The sequence below is a fragment of the Shinella zoogloeoides genome (assembly GCF_020883495.1).
Lineage (GTDB): Bacteria > Pseudomonadota > Alphaproteobacteria > Rhizobiales > Rhizobiaceae > Shinella > Shinella zoogloeoides.
Window position 1 is genome coordinate 1 of record NZ_CP086612.1, and the last position, 15,084, is coordinate 15,084.

General features: G+C 59.9%; 14 protein-coding genes and 2 pseudogenes. 12 read left to right on the top strand and 4 right to left on the bottom strand.

Going from position 1 to position 15,084, the window contains the following annotated elements:
* The 3 genes from repA to repC all read left to right on the top strand — a co-directional run bounded on the left by repA (position 1) and on the right by repC (position 3,983).
* Positions 1–1,218, top strand: coding sequence for a plasmid partitioning protein RepA (gene repA / locus K8M09_RS21240; RefSeq protein WP_003501263.1), 1,218 nt, complete (start codon positions 1–3; stop codon positions 1,216–1,218).
* A gap of 222 nt (positions 1,219–1,440) precedes the next feature.
* Complete coding sequence (gene repB, locus K8M09_RS21245) at positions 1,441–2,454, top strand: plasmid partitioning protein RepB (protein ID WP_114048236.1); 1,014 nt, start codon at positions 1,441–1,443, stop codon at positions 2,452–2,454.
* A 209-nt stretch (positions 2,455–2,663) separates the two neighbouring features.
* Positions 2,664–3,983, top strand: a complete 1,320-nt coding sequence (gene repC / locus K8M09_RS21250) for a plasmid replication protein RepC (RefSeq protein WP_160787905.1) — start codon at positions 2,664–2,666, stop codon at positions 3,981–3,983.
* A gap of 11 nt (positions 3,984–3,994) precedes the next feature.
* On the opposite strand, the pseudogene K8M09_RS21255 reads toward repC, so the two are convergent.
* Positions 3,995–4,700 (bottom strand): annotated as a pseudogene (locus tag K8M09_RS21255) (recombinase family protein); the annotation flags it as partial.
* A gap of 93 nt (positions 4,701–4,793) precedes the next feature.
* Between K8M09_RS21255 and K8M09_RS21260 the strand changes: the two are divergent.
* Together K8M09_RS21260 and K8M09_RS21265 are read left to right on the top strand one after the other, a co-directional pair.
* A complete protein-coding gene (locus K8M09_RS21260) occupies positions 4,794–5,159 on the top strand; it encodes a type II toxin-antitoxin system RelE/ParE family toxin (protein WP_160787929.1) in 366 nt (121 codons plus the stop codon).
* Entirely contained in the window at positions 5,152–5,478 is a 327-nt protein-coding gene (locus tag K8M09_RS21265) for a helix-turn-helix domain-containing protein (RefSeq protein ID WP_160787904.1), read from the top strand. The genes K8M09_RS21260 and K8M09_RS21265 overlap by 8 nt, the downstream gene beginning before the upstream one ends.
* Before the next feature lie 27 nt (positions 5,479–5,505).
* On the opposite strand, the gene K8M09_RS21270 is transcribed toward K8M09_RS21265, so the two are convergent.
* On the bottom strand, positions 5,506–6,618 hold the full coding sequence (locus K8M09_RS21270) for a site-specific integrase (protein WP_160787903.1): 1,113 nt from the start codon (positions 6,616–6,618) through the stop codon (positions 5,506–5,508).
* Positions 6,619–6,742: 124 nt separating this feature from the next.
* Between K8M09_RS21270 and K8M09_RS21275 the strand changes: the two genes are divergently transcribed.
* From K8M09_RS21275 to K8M09_RS21305, 7 genes and pseudogenes are all read left to right on the top strand, one after another.
* The gene (locus K8M09_RS21275) at positions 6,743–7,696 is read left to right on the top strand and encodes a DUF1403 family protein (RefSeq protein WP_160787902.1); all 954 of its coding nucleotides are present in this window, start codon (positions 6,743–6,745) and stop codon (positions 7,694–7,696) included.
* Positions 7,697–7,698: 2 nt separating this feature from the next.
* Positions 7,699–8,385, top strand: coding sequence for an SMC-Scp complex subunit ScpB (scpB, locus tag K8M09_RS21280; protein ID WP_160787901.1), 687 nt, complete (start codon positions 7,699–7,701; stop codon positions 8,383–8,385).
* Between the two features lie 185 nt (positions 8,386–8,570).
* Complete coding sequence (locus K8M09_RS21285; RefSeq protein WP_324256116.1) at positions 8,571–9,563, top strand: ABC-three component system protein; 993 nt, start codon at positions 8,571–8,573, stop codon at positions 9,561–9,563.
* Positions 9,564–9,646: 83 nt separating this feature from the next.
* Positions 9,647–11,158 carry an IS21 family transposase gene (istA, locus tag K8M09_RS21290; protein ID WP_137901995.1) on the top strand — a complete coding sequence of 504 codons (1,512 nt, stop codon included), beginning with the start codon at positions 9,647–9,649 and terminating at the stop codon, positions 11,156–11,158.
* A gap of 14 nt (positions 11,159–11,172) precedes the next feature.
* On the top strand, positions 11,173–11,916 hold the full coding sequence (istB, locus tag K8M09_RS21295; RefSeq protein ID WP_064334874.1) for an IS21-like element helper ATPase IstB: 744 nt from the start codon (positions 11,173–11,175) through the stop codon (positions 11,914–11,916).
* 144 nt (positions 11,917–12,060) lie between these two features.
* A pseudogene (locus tag K8M09_RS21300) lies at positions 12,061–12,308 on the top strand (ABC-three component system protein); the annotation flags it as partial.
* A complete protein-coding gene (locus K8M09_RS21305) occupies positions 12,305–12,622 on the top strand; it encodes a three component ABC system middle component (RefSeq protein WP_229342530.1) in 318 nt (105 codons plus the stop codon). The pseudogene K8M09_RS21300 and the gene K8M09_RS21305, both read left to right, overlap by 4 nt.
* A 32-nt stretch (positions 12,623–12,654) precedes the next feature.
* On the opposite strand, the gene istB (K8M09_RS21310) is transcribed toward K8M09_RS21305, so the two are convergent.
* Positions 12,655–13,467 (bottom strand): IS21-like element helper ATPase IstB, encoded by an 813-nt coding sequence (istB, locus tag K8M09_RS21310; protein WP_160788246.1) that lies wholly within the window; start codon positions 13,465–13,467, stop codon positions 12,655–12,657.
* Positions 13,457–14,983 carry an IS21 family transposase gene (gene istA, locus K8M09_RS21315; RefSeq protein ID WP_160788247.1) on the bottom strand — a complete coding sequence of 509 codons (1,527 nt, stop codon included), beginning with the start codon at positions 14,981–14,983 and terminating at the stop codon, positions 13,457–13,459. The genes istB (K8M09_RS21310) and istA (K8M09_RS21315) overlap by 11 nt, the downstream gene beginning before the upstream one ends.
* Positions 14,984–15,084 lie beyond the last annotated feature (101 nt).

Here is a 15,084-nt window from a genome sequence, read left to right on the forward strand (position 1 = left end):
GTGAGCAAAGCTGTTGCCATATCCCGAAATGATCGTCCCTCGGTAGATGTCACTATTGGTGATCACGCTGAACAGCTGAGCTCTCAGCTCCAGGCTATGAGCGAAGCCCTGTTCCCTCCGACGTCGCACAAGAGTTTGCGCAAATTCACGTCGGGTGAAGCGGCGCGCCTAATGAAAATATCTGATTCGACCCTTCGAAAGATGACTCTGGCGGGTGAAGGTCCTCAACCCGAACTCGCCAGCAACGGAAGGCGCTTCTACACACTCGGTCAGATTAACGAAATCCGGCATATGCTGGCAGGCTCTGCCCGCGGACGCGAGAGTATCGAGTTTGTGCCCCATCGGCGCGGCTCGGAACACTTGCAGGTCATTGCGGTGACCAATTTTAAAGGCGGCTCCGGCAAGACAACAACGTCAGCCCATCTTGCTCAGTATCTTGCATTGCAGGGCTACAGGGTACTTGCTGTAGACCTCGATCCGCAGGCCAGCCTATCGGCACTCCTCGGCGTTCTCCCGGAGACGGATGTAGGTGCCAACGAGACACTGTACGCGGCAATCCGGTACGACGACTCTAGGCGGCCGCTCAAAGAGGTGATCCGCTCAACGTACTTCGATGGCCTGCATCTCGTCCCGGGAAACCTCGAGCTTATGGAGTTCGAGCACACAACCCCAAAGGCCTTGACTGACCGTGGTTCGAGAGATGGGCTTTTCTTCACGCGTGTCGCCCAAGCATTTGACGAAGTCGCTGACGACTATGACGTCGTTGTCATCGACTGCCCTCCCCAGCTCGGTTTCCTGACACTCAGTGGTCTGTGCGCCGCGACATCAATGGTCATTACGGTGCACCCGCAGATGCTCGATATCGCGTCCATGAGCCAGTTTCTGCTTATGACTCGCGATCTTCTCGGTGTCGTGAAGGAGGCCGGAGGGAATCTACAGTATGATTTCATCCGCTATCTGCTGACCCGGTTCGAACCCCAGGATGCCCCGCAGACGAAGGTCGCGGCGCTGCTGAGGAACATGTTCGATGATCACGTCCTGACTAATCCGATGGTGAAGTCTGCGGCGGTTTCCGACGCCGGCCTTACGAAACAGACGCTCTATGAAATCGGGCGAGAGAATTTGACTCGTTCGACATACGACCGGGCGATGGAAGCTTTGGACGCGGTGAACGCCGAAATCGAAGGATTGATCAAGGCTGCCTGGGGACGCTCATGATTGGAGTATTGCAGGATCCCTACATACTGTTGGGAGCTCCCAACAGACTCCACCAGAGCCGATTTCTGTTTTCGTTGCAGGGGTCGTATCCAACAAATTTGACCCAAAAGGTTGGGGGAAGCCGCCGCCCAAGCTGCTTTAGCCGCAGCTTGTTGGGAGCTCCCAACAGGCCGCCTTCCGCCGGATGCGGTGCTTCGAAACTAGCTTGCGGAGATCAACGCCATGAGCCGTAAGGACGCAATCGACTCATTGTTCCTCAAGAAGCCGGTTGTGAGCGAAAAAGCTGCAACGGACAAGTCAGCTGCCCGTGTGCGCACTGGCGCAATCTCCGCGATGGGCTCGTCACTGCAAGAGATGGCGGAGGGAGCGAAAACCGCAGCTCGACTTCAGGATCAGTTGGCTTCGGGCGAGGCGGTCGTTTCCTTGGATCCGTCGATGATTGAAGGATCGACGATTGCCGATCGATTGCCGACCGCTATTGACCCAAAATTCGATCAGCTCAAGGCAAGCATCGCTGAAAACGGACAGCAAGTCCCGATCCTCGTTCGACCTCATCCGGAAAAGACTGGCCGGTATCAAATTGCATACGGACGTCGGCGGCTACGGGCTGCCATAGATCTGGGTCGAGAGGTGTCGGCGATCGTCCGAAGTCTGACCGATCGTGAGCTAGTGGTGGCTCAAGGACGAGAGAATCTTGATCGCGCCGACCTTTCATTCATTGAGAAAGCGCTCTTTGCGCTCCGGCTCGAGGATGCGGGTTTTGATCGCGCAACCATTACTGCTGCCCTATCGACCGACAAGTCTGACCTAAGCCGCTATATCGCCGTCGCGCGGAGCATTCCAGAGAAGCTTGCTATCCAGATTGGCCCAGCCGCGAAAGCGGGTAGATCGCGCTGGGCAGCGCTTGCTGAAAGCCTCGGGAAACCAAAGGTCATGGACGCTGTTGAGGCGATTCTGGGGTCTGAACGGTTCTTGGCCGCGGATAGCGACGCTCGTTTCGCTCTCATCTTCGATGTTGCATCGAAGCGGCCGGCCAAGCCTTCCAGGAAAGTAAAAAACTGGAGCACGCCGAAGGGGAAAAAGGCGGCGCGCATCCAGCTAGAGACCGGGAAGACAGCATTAATTTTTGACGAGAAACTGGTGCCATCTTTCGGAGAGTATGTCGCGGACCAGTTGGATCGTTTGTATGTCCAATTTCTTGAAACGAATGAAGGAGAGAAAGCCGACCGAGGGTGAGATTTGCATCAATTCCGAGCCGCGCTCGGTAGAGATGAAAAGCCACGAACCGCAAAAGAAAAAGGCCACCGAAACAAATTCCGGAAGCCCTTCTCTGTAGTGTCGCAACTAAGAGAATCGCATTTCCGAGAATCACCGTCAAGAGTCTTCTGAGGCTCAACGCCCTTTCGGCGGGCAGATTTCTTTTGCCTAACAAAAGGTAAAAGGAAATGCAGACGCATATCTCGACGACGCCCTTCGGGCGGCGGGCGATGACGCTCGGCCATATCGCAAGTCAAATGACTGCAAAGGCTGTCTCACCTGAAGCTGCCGCCCACAAGTGGCAGGTCTTTCAGCATATCCGCGAAGCACGGGAACTGATCGGTGCTACGGATCGGTCACTCTCGATTCTCAACGCATTGCTGTCGTTTCACCCGGAGACATCCTTGAGCGGCGACGCAGAACTTGTCGTCTGGCCGTCCAACGAGCAGCTCGCTGCGCGCGCAAATGGCATGCCGGCGACGACCCTCAGACGGCATATTGCGGTGCTCGTGGACTGCGGCCTCATCATCCGCCGAGACAGCCCCAACGGCAAACGCTTCGCTCGCAAGGGCAGGGGAGGGGAAATCGAACAGGCCTACGGCTTCGACTTGTCACCAATCGTGGCGCGCGCAGACGAGTTTCGAGACCTGGTTGAAGCGCTACAGGCTGAGAAAAAGGCGTTTCGGGTTGCGAAGGAGCGTCTTACGTTGCTCCGGCGCGATATCGTCAAGATGATCGAAACCGGCATCGAGGAGAACGTTCCTGGGAACTGGGGCAGGATCACGCAGACCTACCAGGCGATCATTGCCAGGCTTCCACGTTCGGCTCCCCGCCAGCTTGTAGAGTGCATTGCCCAGGAACTTCACGAACTTTGCGTCGATATCCGTGACGTATTGGAATCATGTGCAAAAACAAAGATTCCGGACGCCAATGAGTCCCATTTTGGCCGTCACATACAGAATTCAAAACCAGACTCTAATTTTGAATCTGAATACGGCTTAGGAAAAAGAAAAGAAGCGAGCGGCAGCGTCGCGGAAACCGACAACCTGCGGAGCTTGCCGAAACGGGAGCTACCATTGGGGATCGTGTTGGATGCCTGCCCGCAAATTCGGGAACTGGCGCAGGGAGGGGTAATCCGGCACTGGCGCGACTTACTGGCGACGGCGGAGCTCGCCCGGCCAATGCTGGGAATCAGCCCGAGCGCTTGGCGGGAAGCCCGCGAAGCCATGGGCGAGCAGCATGCGGCGATTACGCTTGCCGCGATCTACCAAAAGGCCAGCCAGATTAACAACGCCGGCGGTTATCTGCGCAGCCTGACGGATCGAGCCAAGGAGGGGCAGTTCTCGACGTGGCCGATGGTCATGGCATTGCTCCGAGCAAAGCTCGACGCGCAGAGGTCCGTTGAATTCCAGGATGGTGCTCAATCGGATGGTGGGGCTGAAGCTGGAGATCGCCTGCAGGTCTCGGATTCGCTGCTGAAGAGCCTGCAGCGGCCGAAATCGCGATGACTGTCGCGATGCTATCCGGCGAGAGGAGCGGCTGTGTCGCTGGCACTGGCGATCAATCCCGATCGGCGGGCACGGTCGATGAGGTTCCTCACAGAAGAGGGCGACCATTTGGACCCACCGCGTGGAGTGCGCTCGTGCAGCCGTTCGAGTTGGGTCGCGATTTCGCGAAGCGTCAGGTTCGGGTTCGACGAATGGATACCGGCGACCAGCGTCATCAACCGATCCTCGGGCAGCCGGGGAGGGGATTTGCGAAGCAATGCCGCATCGGCCATCCGCTCCGCGACCATCCATTTCACGGCGCGGCGAAGACGCTCCGGCGTCCAGTCGAGGTCGCGTTGGTTCAATACGCGGGCGATGTCGTCCCAGGTGTGATCCTGGCCGCATGCGCCGAACGGTCGGAAGCCATTGATTGGCCGTTGCCTGTACGCGTTCTCCGTAAGCTGCTCTTTGTGCCGCGGTCATCTTAGCCAGCGCCTCGGGACGCCGTTCCCGGATGCCGGGATTACCGGGCAGCTTTCCCTTGGATTTGGCCGCCTTGATACCTGCCTTCGTTCGTTCAGAGATCAGCGCGCGTTCGAGCTGCGCCACGGCGCCGAGCACCTGGAGCGAAAACATTCCCTGCGGCGTCGACGTGTCGATTGGATCGCGGAGCGACCGAAAATGCGCGTTCTTGGCAGTCAGATCCTCGATGACCTCGAGCAGATGGCTAACCGATCGGTTGTCGGCGTTTCTGGAGGAAGTGCTACCTATTGCCTTGAGGGGGGGTGTGGATTATATATCCCAAAGTATCTATATCATTCGGGATATGAAATGACGGAATGGAAGGTCGAGTTTCATGACCGCTTCAAAAGCGAGATCACAGACCTTCCAGCCGATGTTCGGGTCGAGTTGCTCGCGCATTTGGTGCTGCTTCGCGAGAAAGGCTTTCGACTGGGACGACCTGAAGTCGACACCCTCGAAGGCTCCAGACATGCGAACATGAAAGAGCTGCGCGTCAAGGTGTTGAAGGTGCAATGGCGGTTCGCCTTTGCCTTCGATCCGGAGCGAAAGGCTGTGGTTCTCTGTGGTGGTGCGAAGAGCGGTATGAGCCAGAAGCTCTTCTACAAACGGCTGATCGATCTGGCGGACAAACGGTACGACGAGCATTTGAGCGAGTTGGAGAAGAAACATGGATGATCTCGACAAGCTGATACAGACGCTTCCTGAGGACGAACAGCGCGCCATTGCAAAGCGTGCCGACGAGCTTGTCACGGCGCACAATTTGCGTGAATTGCGGGCACTCGCTGGACGGACGCAGGAAGACGTGTCCGCCGCGACCGGTTTCAAGCAGACCAACGTCTCGAGACTGGAGAAGCGCGCCGACATGAAGCTGTCGACGCTTCGCGACTATGTCGAATCCCTCGGCGGCACGTTGAAGATCGTCGCGGATGTGGCGGGCAAGAAAGTCGATCTTTCCAGCATCGCAGAGCGCTCCCGACACGGTTCAAAGATCTGAGCGGACCGCCGGTAGGGGAGGGGTGTTTTAGAGCCCGGCCGCTTTAGTGAGATTCACCCTGAAACGGTCGCGCCGGCGTTGATATTTTCGGGTCATTTCGGCGCTGGCGTGGCCGAGCTGCTTCTGGACATAGCGCTCGTCGACCTCGGCCGACGAGGCGAGGCCGGCGCGCAGTGAGTGGCCAGAAAACTTCAGCCCCCGTTCGATCTCCGAAAGATCGCCGCGCACGCCGGCCGCCAGTGCCGTCTTCTTGACGAGGCGCGCCACCTCCTGGTCGTTGAGACGGTCCGGTCCGACATCCTTACCTTGGCCGCGGACGCGGCGAAAAACGGGACCCTTTGCGATCCGAGCGAACCTGATCCAGGTCTCGATGGCGATGACGGGGCAGGTGGCGTCGGACGAACCGCGGCCGACCTCCACCTCACGCCAGCCGGTCTTGCCGCGCAGCGTCAGCAGCAAACCCTTGTCGAGAATCTCGATCCAGCCGCGTCCGTCTTCCGTCTGGTCGCGGCCGAGATCGAGGCCGGTAATCTCCGAGCGGCGCAGACCACCGGCAAAACCGATCAGCAGCATGGCCCGATCGCGTAGGCCGCGCAGGGTTCCCCTGTCGATGGTCTCCAGCATGGCGATCAGATCTTCCGGCAGGAGCGCTTCCTTCTGCCGAGGCGGGGCGGCGTGCTTGTTGCGGATGCCGGCCATCACCGTAGCGATGGCGCGGTCTTTTCGATCGAGCCGCATGCCACGCTGGGCGCAGTTCCAGCCGATCGCCGCAAGGCGACGTTCGATGGTCGAGACGGTATTGGGCTTCATGCCGCGCTCCGCCGTACCGGACGCGCACGCGGTGATATAGAGACCAACGACCTGCGGATCCGGGGGGAGGGGAGAAAGGTTTGAGCGCCGGCACCAGGCGGAAAAGTGCTTCCAGTCGGCGGCGTAGGCCTTGCGGGTGTTGGCGGAGCTGGCAGCCTCGACGTAACCGCGGGCGCGATCGGTGAGGTCCTGCAGGTGGGCCGGCAGGGGAGGGGACGCTGGCGAGGCGACGACGGCCGTGGAATTGCCAGCGGCCGTCGGCGTGCTGGGTGGCGGCGCGGACGCTTCCCGGGAATGATTTTCGCTGTTTTCGTCTGTGACTCGGGTCATTTCTCTATAATGAACAAAACAAACGATAAGGCAATCTTATCGGTCGTTATCGAGGTTCGACAAGCTGTGCGGTTTTATGGGTGATTTGTGGTATTAACCGCACGATTGCTGTAGTCTTCCCGGCATGGATTCGTGCGCCATCTCCGTTCCGGTACCCGCATCGCCCTTGCCGCACATTCCCGGCTGGGCGCTGCCGCGCGGCCGCGAGCCGGAAAACCTCGACGCCGCCTTTTCCGCCGGCATCGCCTTGAAATCGCTGGACGATCTTGTCCGCGCCGCACCGATTTGGGCCGGTTGCTGGCGCGCGCGACAGGCGCTGAAATGCGCCGCGGTTGCCGTCCGGCTGATGAGCCGCAACGTGGACGAACACGCGTTGCGTGATGCGCTTTTGCTCACTGCCGCCGGCGATGATCCGGGGCCGGCCGGCAAGGCGTTTTTGGCCTACAAAAGGCTCGCGACCCGCAAACCGGGGTTTTCCTCGAAAACCGTCGCCGAACTGGCGGATCTGCTCGGACTGGCCTGGGACGACGCCCTTGCCACCGCGGTGGATCACGCCGACGGCGCGTTGCAGTCGGGCCGGGCGGCGCCCTTCGTCGCGGCGGAGCTCGTTTCGGCGATCTATAGCAACCGCCCGGACGCCGAGCCGCTGGCGTGGGCGCTCGCCGATATGCTGATCGCCGCGACGCTGAAATGGGACCGGCCCGTGCCGCTGCTGATGACCGAGCGTTACGGGCCGGCCTTCAAAACCCTCGGTGGCAGGGGGCGTGTCCGTCCCGGTGAGCCCGGATTTCCGCGCGCCGTCTGTCTGGCTCTGGTCGAAGGAACGGGGGCCGCCTTGCGTTCGGCGAGTGAGATTGCTCGTCGCGCGGACACGCTTTTGACGGTGGCGCCGAAGGTGCGGACCAAGGGCGCTGGCGCGGTCATCCAACGGTTGCTCGAGGAGGACGCCGTACCGGCGTCGGCGCCCGGCGGCAACCTGTCCCGCTGGGCCAGCACCCGGCTATTCGAGCGGCTGGAGGGTTTTGGCGCCGTGCGCGAGGTCTCCGGCCGGTCCTCATTCCGGATTTACGGGTTGTGACGATGGCCGGGACGAGCGCAACCAAGAGACATCGTGGAATCAAATCGGGATCGGAGGATGAAATCCTCTACGACTGCGAGCTCGAGGACCTGCCGCCGGAGCTGCGCTGGCGGGAATGGATGCTGCGGGTCGAGGCGGTGATTTTTGCCTCGGCTGAGCCGGTCACGCGGGAGACGCTGGCGCGGGTGGTCGGAAAAGATTGCAGCATCGACCTTCTGATCGACGATCTCCGGGAGGAACTGCGCGACCGGCCTTACGAGCTAGTCTCGGTTGCCGGCGGCTGGCAGCACCGAACGCGTTCGCGTTACGCGGGCGCGATACAGGCCTCAATCGCTCCGACGCGCGGCGCGGCAACAATGTTGTCGGAGTTCGAGGCGATGGTGCTGATGGCGGTGGGATATTTCCAGCCGGTCACCCGCGGCGAGCTGTCGAAGATCTTTGGCAAAGAGGTCAGTCGCGACACCATCGCGGCGCTGCGCAGTGCCGCTTTCATTGCCTCCGGGCCACGCAGCCCGACACCCGGAGCACCGTATACCTACGTGACGACCCAGCACTTTCTCTCGGCCTTTGGCATGCAGTCGTTGCGAGACTTGCCGGACATCGAAGCGCTGGAAGATGCCGGACTACTCAGCCGACGCGCGGTTCAAGCAGAAGCCCTGCTCGCCGAACCAGAGATCAGTGAGGAGTAAGGTTAGCGTCACAGGGCGATTATCCATAGCTTGCGGCCACAGTCTCCACTGTGCACGAAGTCTGAGTTGGTAAACAATTTCGCGTTGTAATTCTTGCTGTTTCCAATATGGTTCCGTACGAAGGACATGTCAGGGGCGCAACTTGGGGGGGAACTAAATGCACGCCATGCTGGGCACGAGCGACAATGCTCGGGGTGCGCGCTGTGCCGTCTGATGGCTCTCCGTACTCCGCTGCGCCGCAGGGCCTCGGTTACATCTACCAGCCTCGATTTGCGCTGCTTAAGATTTTGGATCTTCCCGAAAGCAGCTCGGTTCTTATCGAGAAAGACGACGACTTGGATTTCATTGACGCCAACGGGAAGAAATCGCTGGCCTCATTGAAACACAAAGCATCGGGAGACAGGGTCAGCGATCTATCGACGGACTTCTGGAAATCAGTGCGGGTATGGCTGGACAGCTACAACAGAGGCGACCGCACAGCGTCGAACCTCCGATTTTTCCTGTTTACGACGGCGATCGTTGCCGACACATCCTTTTTGCTTAATTTCGTCGATGGAGCGGAGCCGTCCGAACCGTTAGCTCCACTTGCGCTGGAGGTCTTAGCCAAGAGCAAATCTGAGCTGATTTCGCAGGTAAGGGACACCTTCAACAGATTGTCGGATGATGAGGCTGAGGACTTCTTGTCGCGCATCATGATTATCGACAACAGTCCCCGCATTACGGATCTCCCCGTACTCATCCAGGAACGGCACCTGCGCACGATACGCAGAGAAAGCCGAACTCATGTATTCGAGCGCCTTGAGGGCTGGTGGAACGACCTGATGGTCAAGATGCTCACCGGCGACAGAACGGACCCTGTTTTCGGATATGAGGTGTCCGACAAGCTCTCCGCAATCGCAGAGGAATATAGGTCCGACAATCTGCCGATAACCTTTAGGAATGCGGTTCCCGAAGGGATCGATGCCGAGAACGATCCCCGCCTTTTCGTGGAGCAGTTGCGATCGATCGGTATTTCCACCAATCGCATCCAGAGCGCCATCATTGATTATTACAGAGCATTCGAGCAGCGTGCGGATTCCGACGTGAAGCCGGCCGGCATTCCGATCAATATCCGGCCACCGTTCCGATTTGAAGCCGGCCACGATTCCAATCAATTACCGGCCGGATTTCGGCACTAACGATCCCCTCTGGGTCAGCAACTTTGGCATCAAGCCTCCCGGTACACGAGGAGATTTTGATGCCGGCGAAGAGAAGGCTGACCATGAGACAATTACGACAGATGCTCCGGCTTGCCGGAAGTGGAACAAGTAGCCGCGAGATCGCGGTGATGCTCGGCGTTGCACGCAGCACCGTGCAGGATAATCTGAAGCGAGCAGCCATGGCGGGGCTGACCTGGCCATTGCCCGGAGAACTGACCGACGATGCGCTGGAGCATCGGCTTTTCGCCCGCGCCGGGGTCAAGCAGGGCCAACGGCGACGCCAGGAGCCTGATTGGGCTGAGCTCTCCATCGAGCTGAAGAAGCCGGGCGTCACGCTGCTGATCCTCTGGGAGGAATATCGCAGCGTCCATCCCGACGGATACGGCTATAGCCGCTTCTGCGAACTGTTCCGCGGCTTCGAGCAGCGCCTGTCGCCGACGATGCGCCAGGAGCATGCCGCTGGCGACAAGGCCTTCGTGGACTATTCCGGCAAGAGGGTGCCGATCATCGATCGCAAGACCGGCGAGGTTCGCGAGGCGGAACTGTTCGTCGGCGTGCTCGGCGCGTCGAGCTATACGTTCGCCGAGGCGACCTGGACCCAGACGCTCCCGGATTGGATCGGCTCGCACGTGCGCATGTTCGCCTTCTTCGGTGGCGTGCCCCGGCTGATCGTGCCGGACAACCTGAAGTCTGGCGTCAACCGCGCCAGCTTCCATGATCCCGAGATCAACCGCAGCTACGGCATGATGGCGTCCCACTACGGCGTCGGCGTCCTACCGGCCCGGCCACGCCGCCCGAAGGACAAGGCGAAGGTCGAGAACGCCGTGCGCTTTGCCCAGAGCTGCATTCTCGGACGCCTGCGCAAGCAGACCTTCTTCTCGCTCGCCGAGGCCAATGCCGCGATCGCCGAGGTGCTCGCGCGCATCAACGATCATGTCATGCGCCGGCTTGGCGTCAGCCGCCGGCACCTCTTCGAGACGGTCGAACGCCCGGCACTCGCAAGCCTGCCCATCGAAGACTACGAATTCGCCGAATGGCGCTTGGCGCGGGTCTCGACGGATTACCACGTCGAGTGCAAGAGCTTCTTCTATTCCGTCCCGCATGCCCTCATCCGCCAGCAGGTCGATATCCGGGCAACCGCCCGGATGATCGAGATATTCCATCGCGGCAAACGCGTTGCTGTGCATCAGCGCCGCTATGGCGGGCCGCGCTATGGAACAGACCCCGCTCACATGCCGAGCTCTCACCGCCGCTACGCCGAATGGACGCCGGAGCGCTTCCGGCGCTGGGGCGCGTCCATCGGTCCGCAGACCGAAGGGCTGATCATCGCCATCCTCGCCAGCCGGCCGCATCCGGAACAAGGTTTCAGAACATGCCTCGGCATCCTGCGCCTTTATCGCGACATCGGCCATGAGCGCGCCGAGGCCGTTTCGTCGCGCGCCGTCGAGATCGGCGGCCTGACCTGCAAGACCATTGCCTCGCTCATCGCCACCCACAAGGGCGCAAGGCATTCCACCGAACCTACCGCCGTCATGGAACACGCCAATCTGCGTGGCCCCGGCTACTTTCATTGAGGAGACAACTCACAATGCTGACCAACCCCACCATCGACATGCTGCGCGAGCTCGGCCTCTCCGGCATGGCGAGCGCGTATCACGAACTCGAGGCGCAACCGGAGGCGAGACAACTCGAGCACGGTGAATGGCTCACGATCTTGCTCGAACGGGAAACGACCACGCGCCGTCAGAAGCGTTTCGAGGCAAGGGCCCGTGCCGCGAAGCTCCGCCATGACGCCCAGATCGAGAACATCGACTTCCGCGCCGCCCGCGGCCTCGATCGCAACCTGTTCCTGAAGCTCGCCGGCTGTGATTGGATCAGGCAACATCACAGTCTCCTGCTGATCGGGCCCGCCGGCGTCGGCAAGAGCTGGCTGGCCTGCGCGCTCGGACACAAGGCATGCCGCGAGGACTTCTCCGTCGCCTATCATCGCCTGCCCAGGCTGTTCGCCACCCTTGCGCTCGCGCGCGGCGACGGCCGTTATCCCAAAGTTCTCAAGGCGCTCGCCCGAACCGACCTCCTCATCCTCGACGACTGGGGTCCGGAGAAGCTCAACGACGAGCAGCGTCGAGACCTCCTGGAAATCATCGAGGACCGCTACGAGAAGCGATCCACCATCGTCACCAGCCAAGTGCCTGTCGATCACTGGTACGACATGATCGGCAATCCGACGCTCGCCGATGCCATCCTCGACCGCCTCGTCCATAATGCCTACCGTATCGAACTGTCCGGTGAGAGCTTGCGAAAGCAGCGTCAGACACCAGCAGACGCTTGACCGCGCGGCAATCAGGAGCCATCAAACCAACGACCCAAGGGACCATCGACTGGCCGGCTTCAAATCGGAATGCTGGCCGGAATGAAATCGGAACAGGTGGCCGGCTTCGTTTCGGAATCAATGGCCGGCTTCATCGGAATACGCAAGCAGCGCTCGGCCTGGGCACGGGAAAGCCTTCTGGTGAACGGTGAAATGGAGGAATACGAAGACCGCCTTGCGGACGAGTGGAGCCGATATAAGGATGTCGTTTTCGCATCCGGGAACGGGTAACGGAGCCCTATGTCGTACGTGGCGCCTTTCACATGCTTGCGAATATCAGACCGTCGCCGCGCATCTTCTGGCATCCGCGTTTCCTTGACAGGCTCGCCGCCGTACTTGAGGTCAACGCATGAAGCCGTGGCATCAACGGCCAATCGAAATCCGGAATCTTTTCAATCCGGCCTTCTGCGGACTGATCTTGTCTCGTGCCATGACCGGCTACGAAGAGGATGATGATCGTGGAATGCCATTCTCATTGGCATTGCTGATCCTTCCCCTATGCCTACACAAAGAAACCAGGTCGATCCTTGCGAAGGGGTCACGAAGCTATTTCCTGAAGGCGATCGAGACACATCCGGAAATGCTGGTCGGCTTTCCACGTCGAACCACCGACATGATGTCATACACTTTCGAGGCACTTGGTCTGTTGATTGCCACTGAGAACTGACCCGGCGTTTCCACCGAGAATTGACCCGCTTATTAGGTATGTTTCGGCTCTGCGGTCGTGGTCAAGTTCCTCGTTTTCTCCTTTGTCGTTTTGGTGTCGTGCGCGGAGCTGTTCTTGAAGCGGAAGCTGTCGTTGCCGGTCTCGAGGATGTGGCAATGATGGGTGAGCCGGTCGAGCAGCGCGGTTGTCATCTTGGCATCGCCGAAGACACTGGCCCATTCGCTGAAGCTCAGGTTGGTGGTGATGATGACGCTCGTGTGCTCATAGAGCTTGCTCAGCAGATGGAACAGCATCGCACCGCCTGAAGCACTGAACGGCAGATAACCGAGCTCGTCGAGGATGACGAGATCGGAGTGTGCCAGGCGGTTGGCGATCTGGCCTGAGCGACCTTGGGACTTCTCCTGCTCGAGCGCGTTGACCAGTTCCACGGTCGAGAAGAACCGAACCCGCTTGTGATGATGTTCGATGGCCTGGACACCGATGGCCGTGGCGATATGCGTCTTGCCCGTGCCGGGACCGCCGACCAGGACAATGTTGTTGGCGTCGTCCAGGAAGTCGCAGCGATGAAGCTGACGGGCCAGCGCCTCGTTGATCTCACTGCTGGTGAAGTCGAAGCCGTTCAGGTCACGATAGGCTGGAAAGCGTGCCGTCTTGAGCTGGTAGGCCGTCGATCGAACTTCACGTTCCGCGGTCTCCGCCTTGAGGAGCTGCGACAGGATCGGGATTGCCGCCTCGAATGCCGGCGATCCCTGCTCGGTGAGTTCGCCGACGGCCTGGGCCATGCCGTGCATCTTCAGTTGCCGCAGCATGATGACGACAGCGCCGCTTGCTGGATTATGACGCATGGCGGGCCTCCGTCTTTCTCAGCGCATCGTATCGTTCGACATTGGCCTTGGGCTCGTTGACGAGCGTCAGGGCCTGAGGTGCATCGATGGTGGGCGGTGTGAAGGATTTGCCGTCGACGAGGCGATGCAGCAGGTTCAGCACGTGGGTCTTCGTGGGGACGCCGGACTTCAGCGCCATGTCGACCGCCGATAGCACGGCCTGTTCGTCGTGCTGGAGAACAAGGGCCAGGATATCGACCATCTCGCGGTCGCCACCCGGCTTCTTCAGGAGGTATTGCTGCAAGGTCCGGAACGCGTCCGGTAGCTCGGCAAAGGGTGCACCGTTGCGAAGCGCGCCTGGCTTGCGTTGCACGACCGCCAGATAGTGCCGCCAGTCGTAGATCGTCTGTCCCGGTCGGTCGTGAGAGCGATCGATGACGCGACGATGCTCGCAGACGATCTGGCCTTCCGCAGCAACCACGACACGATCCGGATAGACCCGCAGGCTCACCGGTCGATTGGCGAAGGATGCCGGCACGCTGTAGCGATTGCGCTCCAGATGGACGAGGCAGGTTGGCGTGACCCGCTTCGTATACTCCACGAAGCCGTCGAACGGACGGGTAACAGGCATCAATGCCAAAGCTTCCTCAGCCCAGATGTCGGCAATGGTGCCGCGCATCTGTCCGTGTGGGGTCTTTGCCCAGAATTCCTTGCACCGAAGCTCCAGCCAGTCGTTCAGGGCATCCAATGATGGAAAGCGCGGAACAGGTTGGAAGAAGCGATGACGCGCATCCTGAACATTCTTCTCGACCTGCCCTTTCTCCCAACCAGACGCGGGATTGCAGAACTCCGGCTCGAATACGTAGTGACTGGCCATCGCCAGGAAACGGACATTGACGTCGCGCTCTTTCCCGCGGCCGACCTTGTCGATCGCCGTGCGCATGTTGTCGTAGATTCCGCGGCCGGGGATGCCGCCGAAGACCCGGAATGCATGATTATGGGCATCGAACAGCATCTCATGCGTCTGCAGGAGATAGGCCCGAACGATGAAGGCGCGGCTGTAGCTCAGCTTCGTGTGCGCCACCTGCAGTTTGGTGCGCTCATTGCCGATGATGGCCCAATCTTCCGACCAATCGAACTGGAAGGCTTCGCCGGGGTCAAACGCCAGGGGCACATATGTCCCGCGGCCCGTCGTCTGCAATTCTCTCTGCCGATCATCACGCCATTCCCGAGCAAATGCCGCAACCCGATTGTAGGAGCCCTCGTAGCCAAGGCTCATCAGATCGGCATGCAACTGCTTCATCGTCCGCTTCTGCTTGCGGTTCTTCTTGGATTCGCTCTTCAGCCAGGCAGACAACCGATCAGCAAAAGGATCAAGCTTGCTTGGCCGCTCCGGGACTTTGAACTTCGGCTCCACGCCGTCCAGGCGCAGGTATTTGCGGATGGTATTCCGGGACAGGCCAGTCCTGCGGCAAATCTCCCGGATCGATAGTTCTTCTCGAAAATGCCAGCGTCGGATCACGCTCAATAACGCCATGTCGATCACTCCATAGCCCCCGCTGAAAACATGCGAGGGAAGGTTGGAACATGGGTCAATTCTCAATGGAAATATCAGGCCACGCCGGGTCAGTTCTCAGT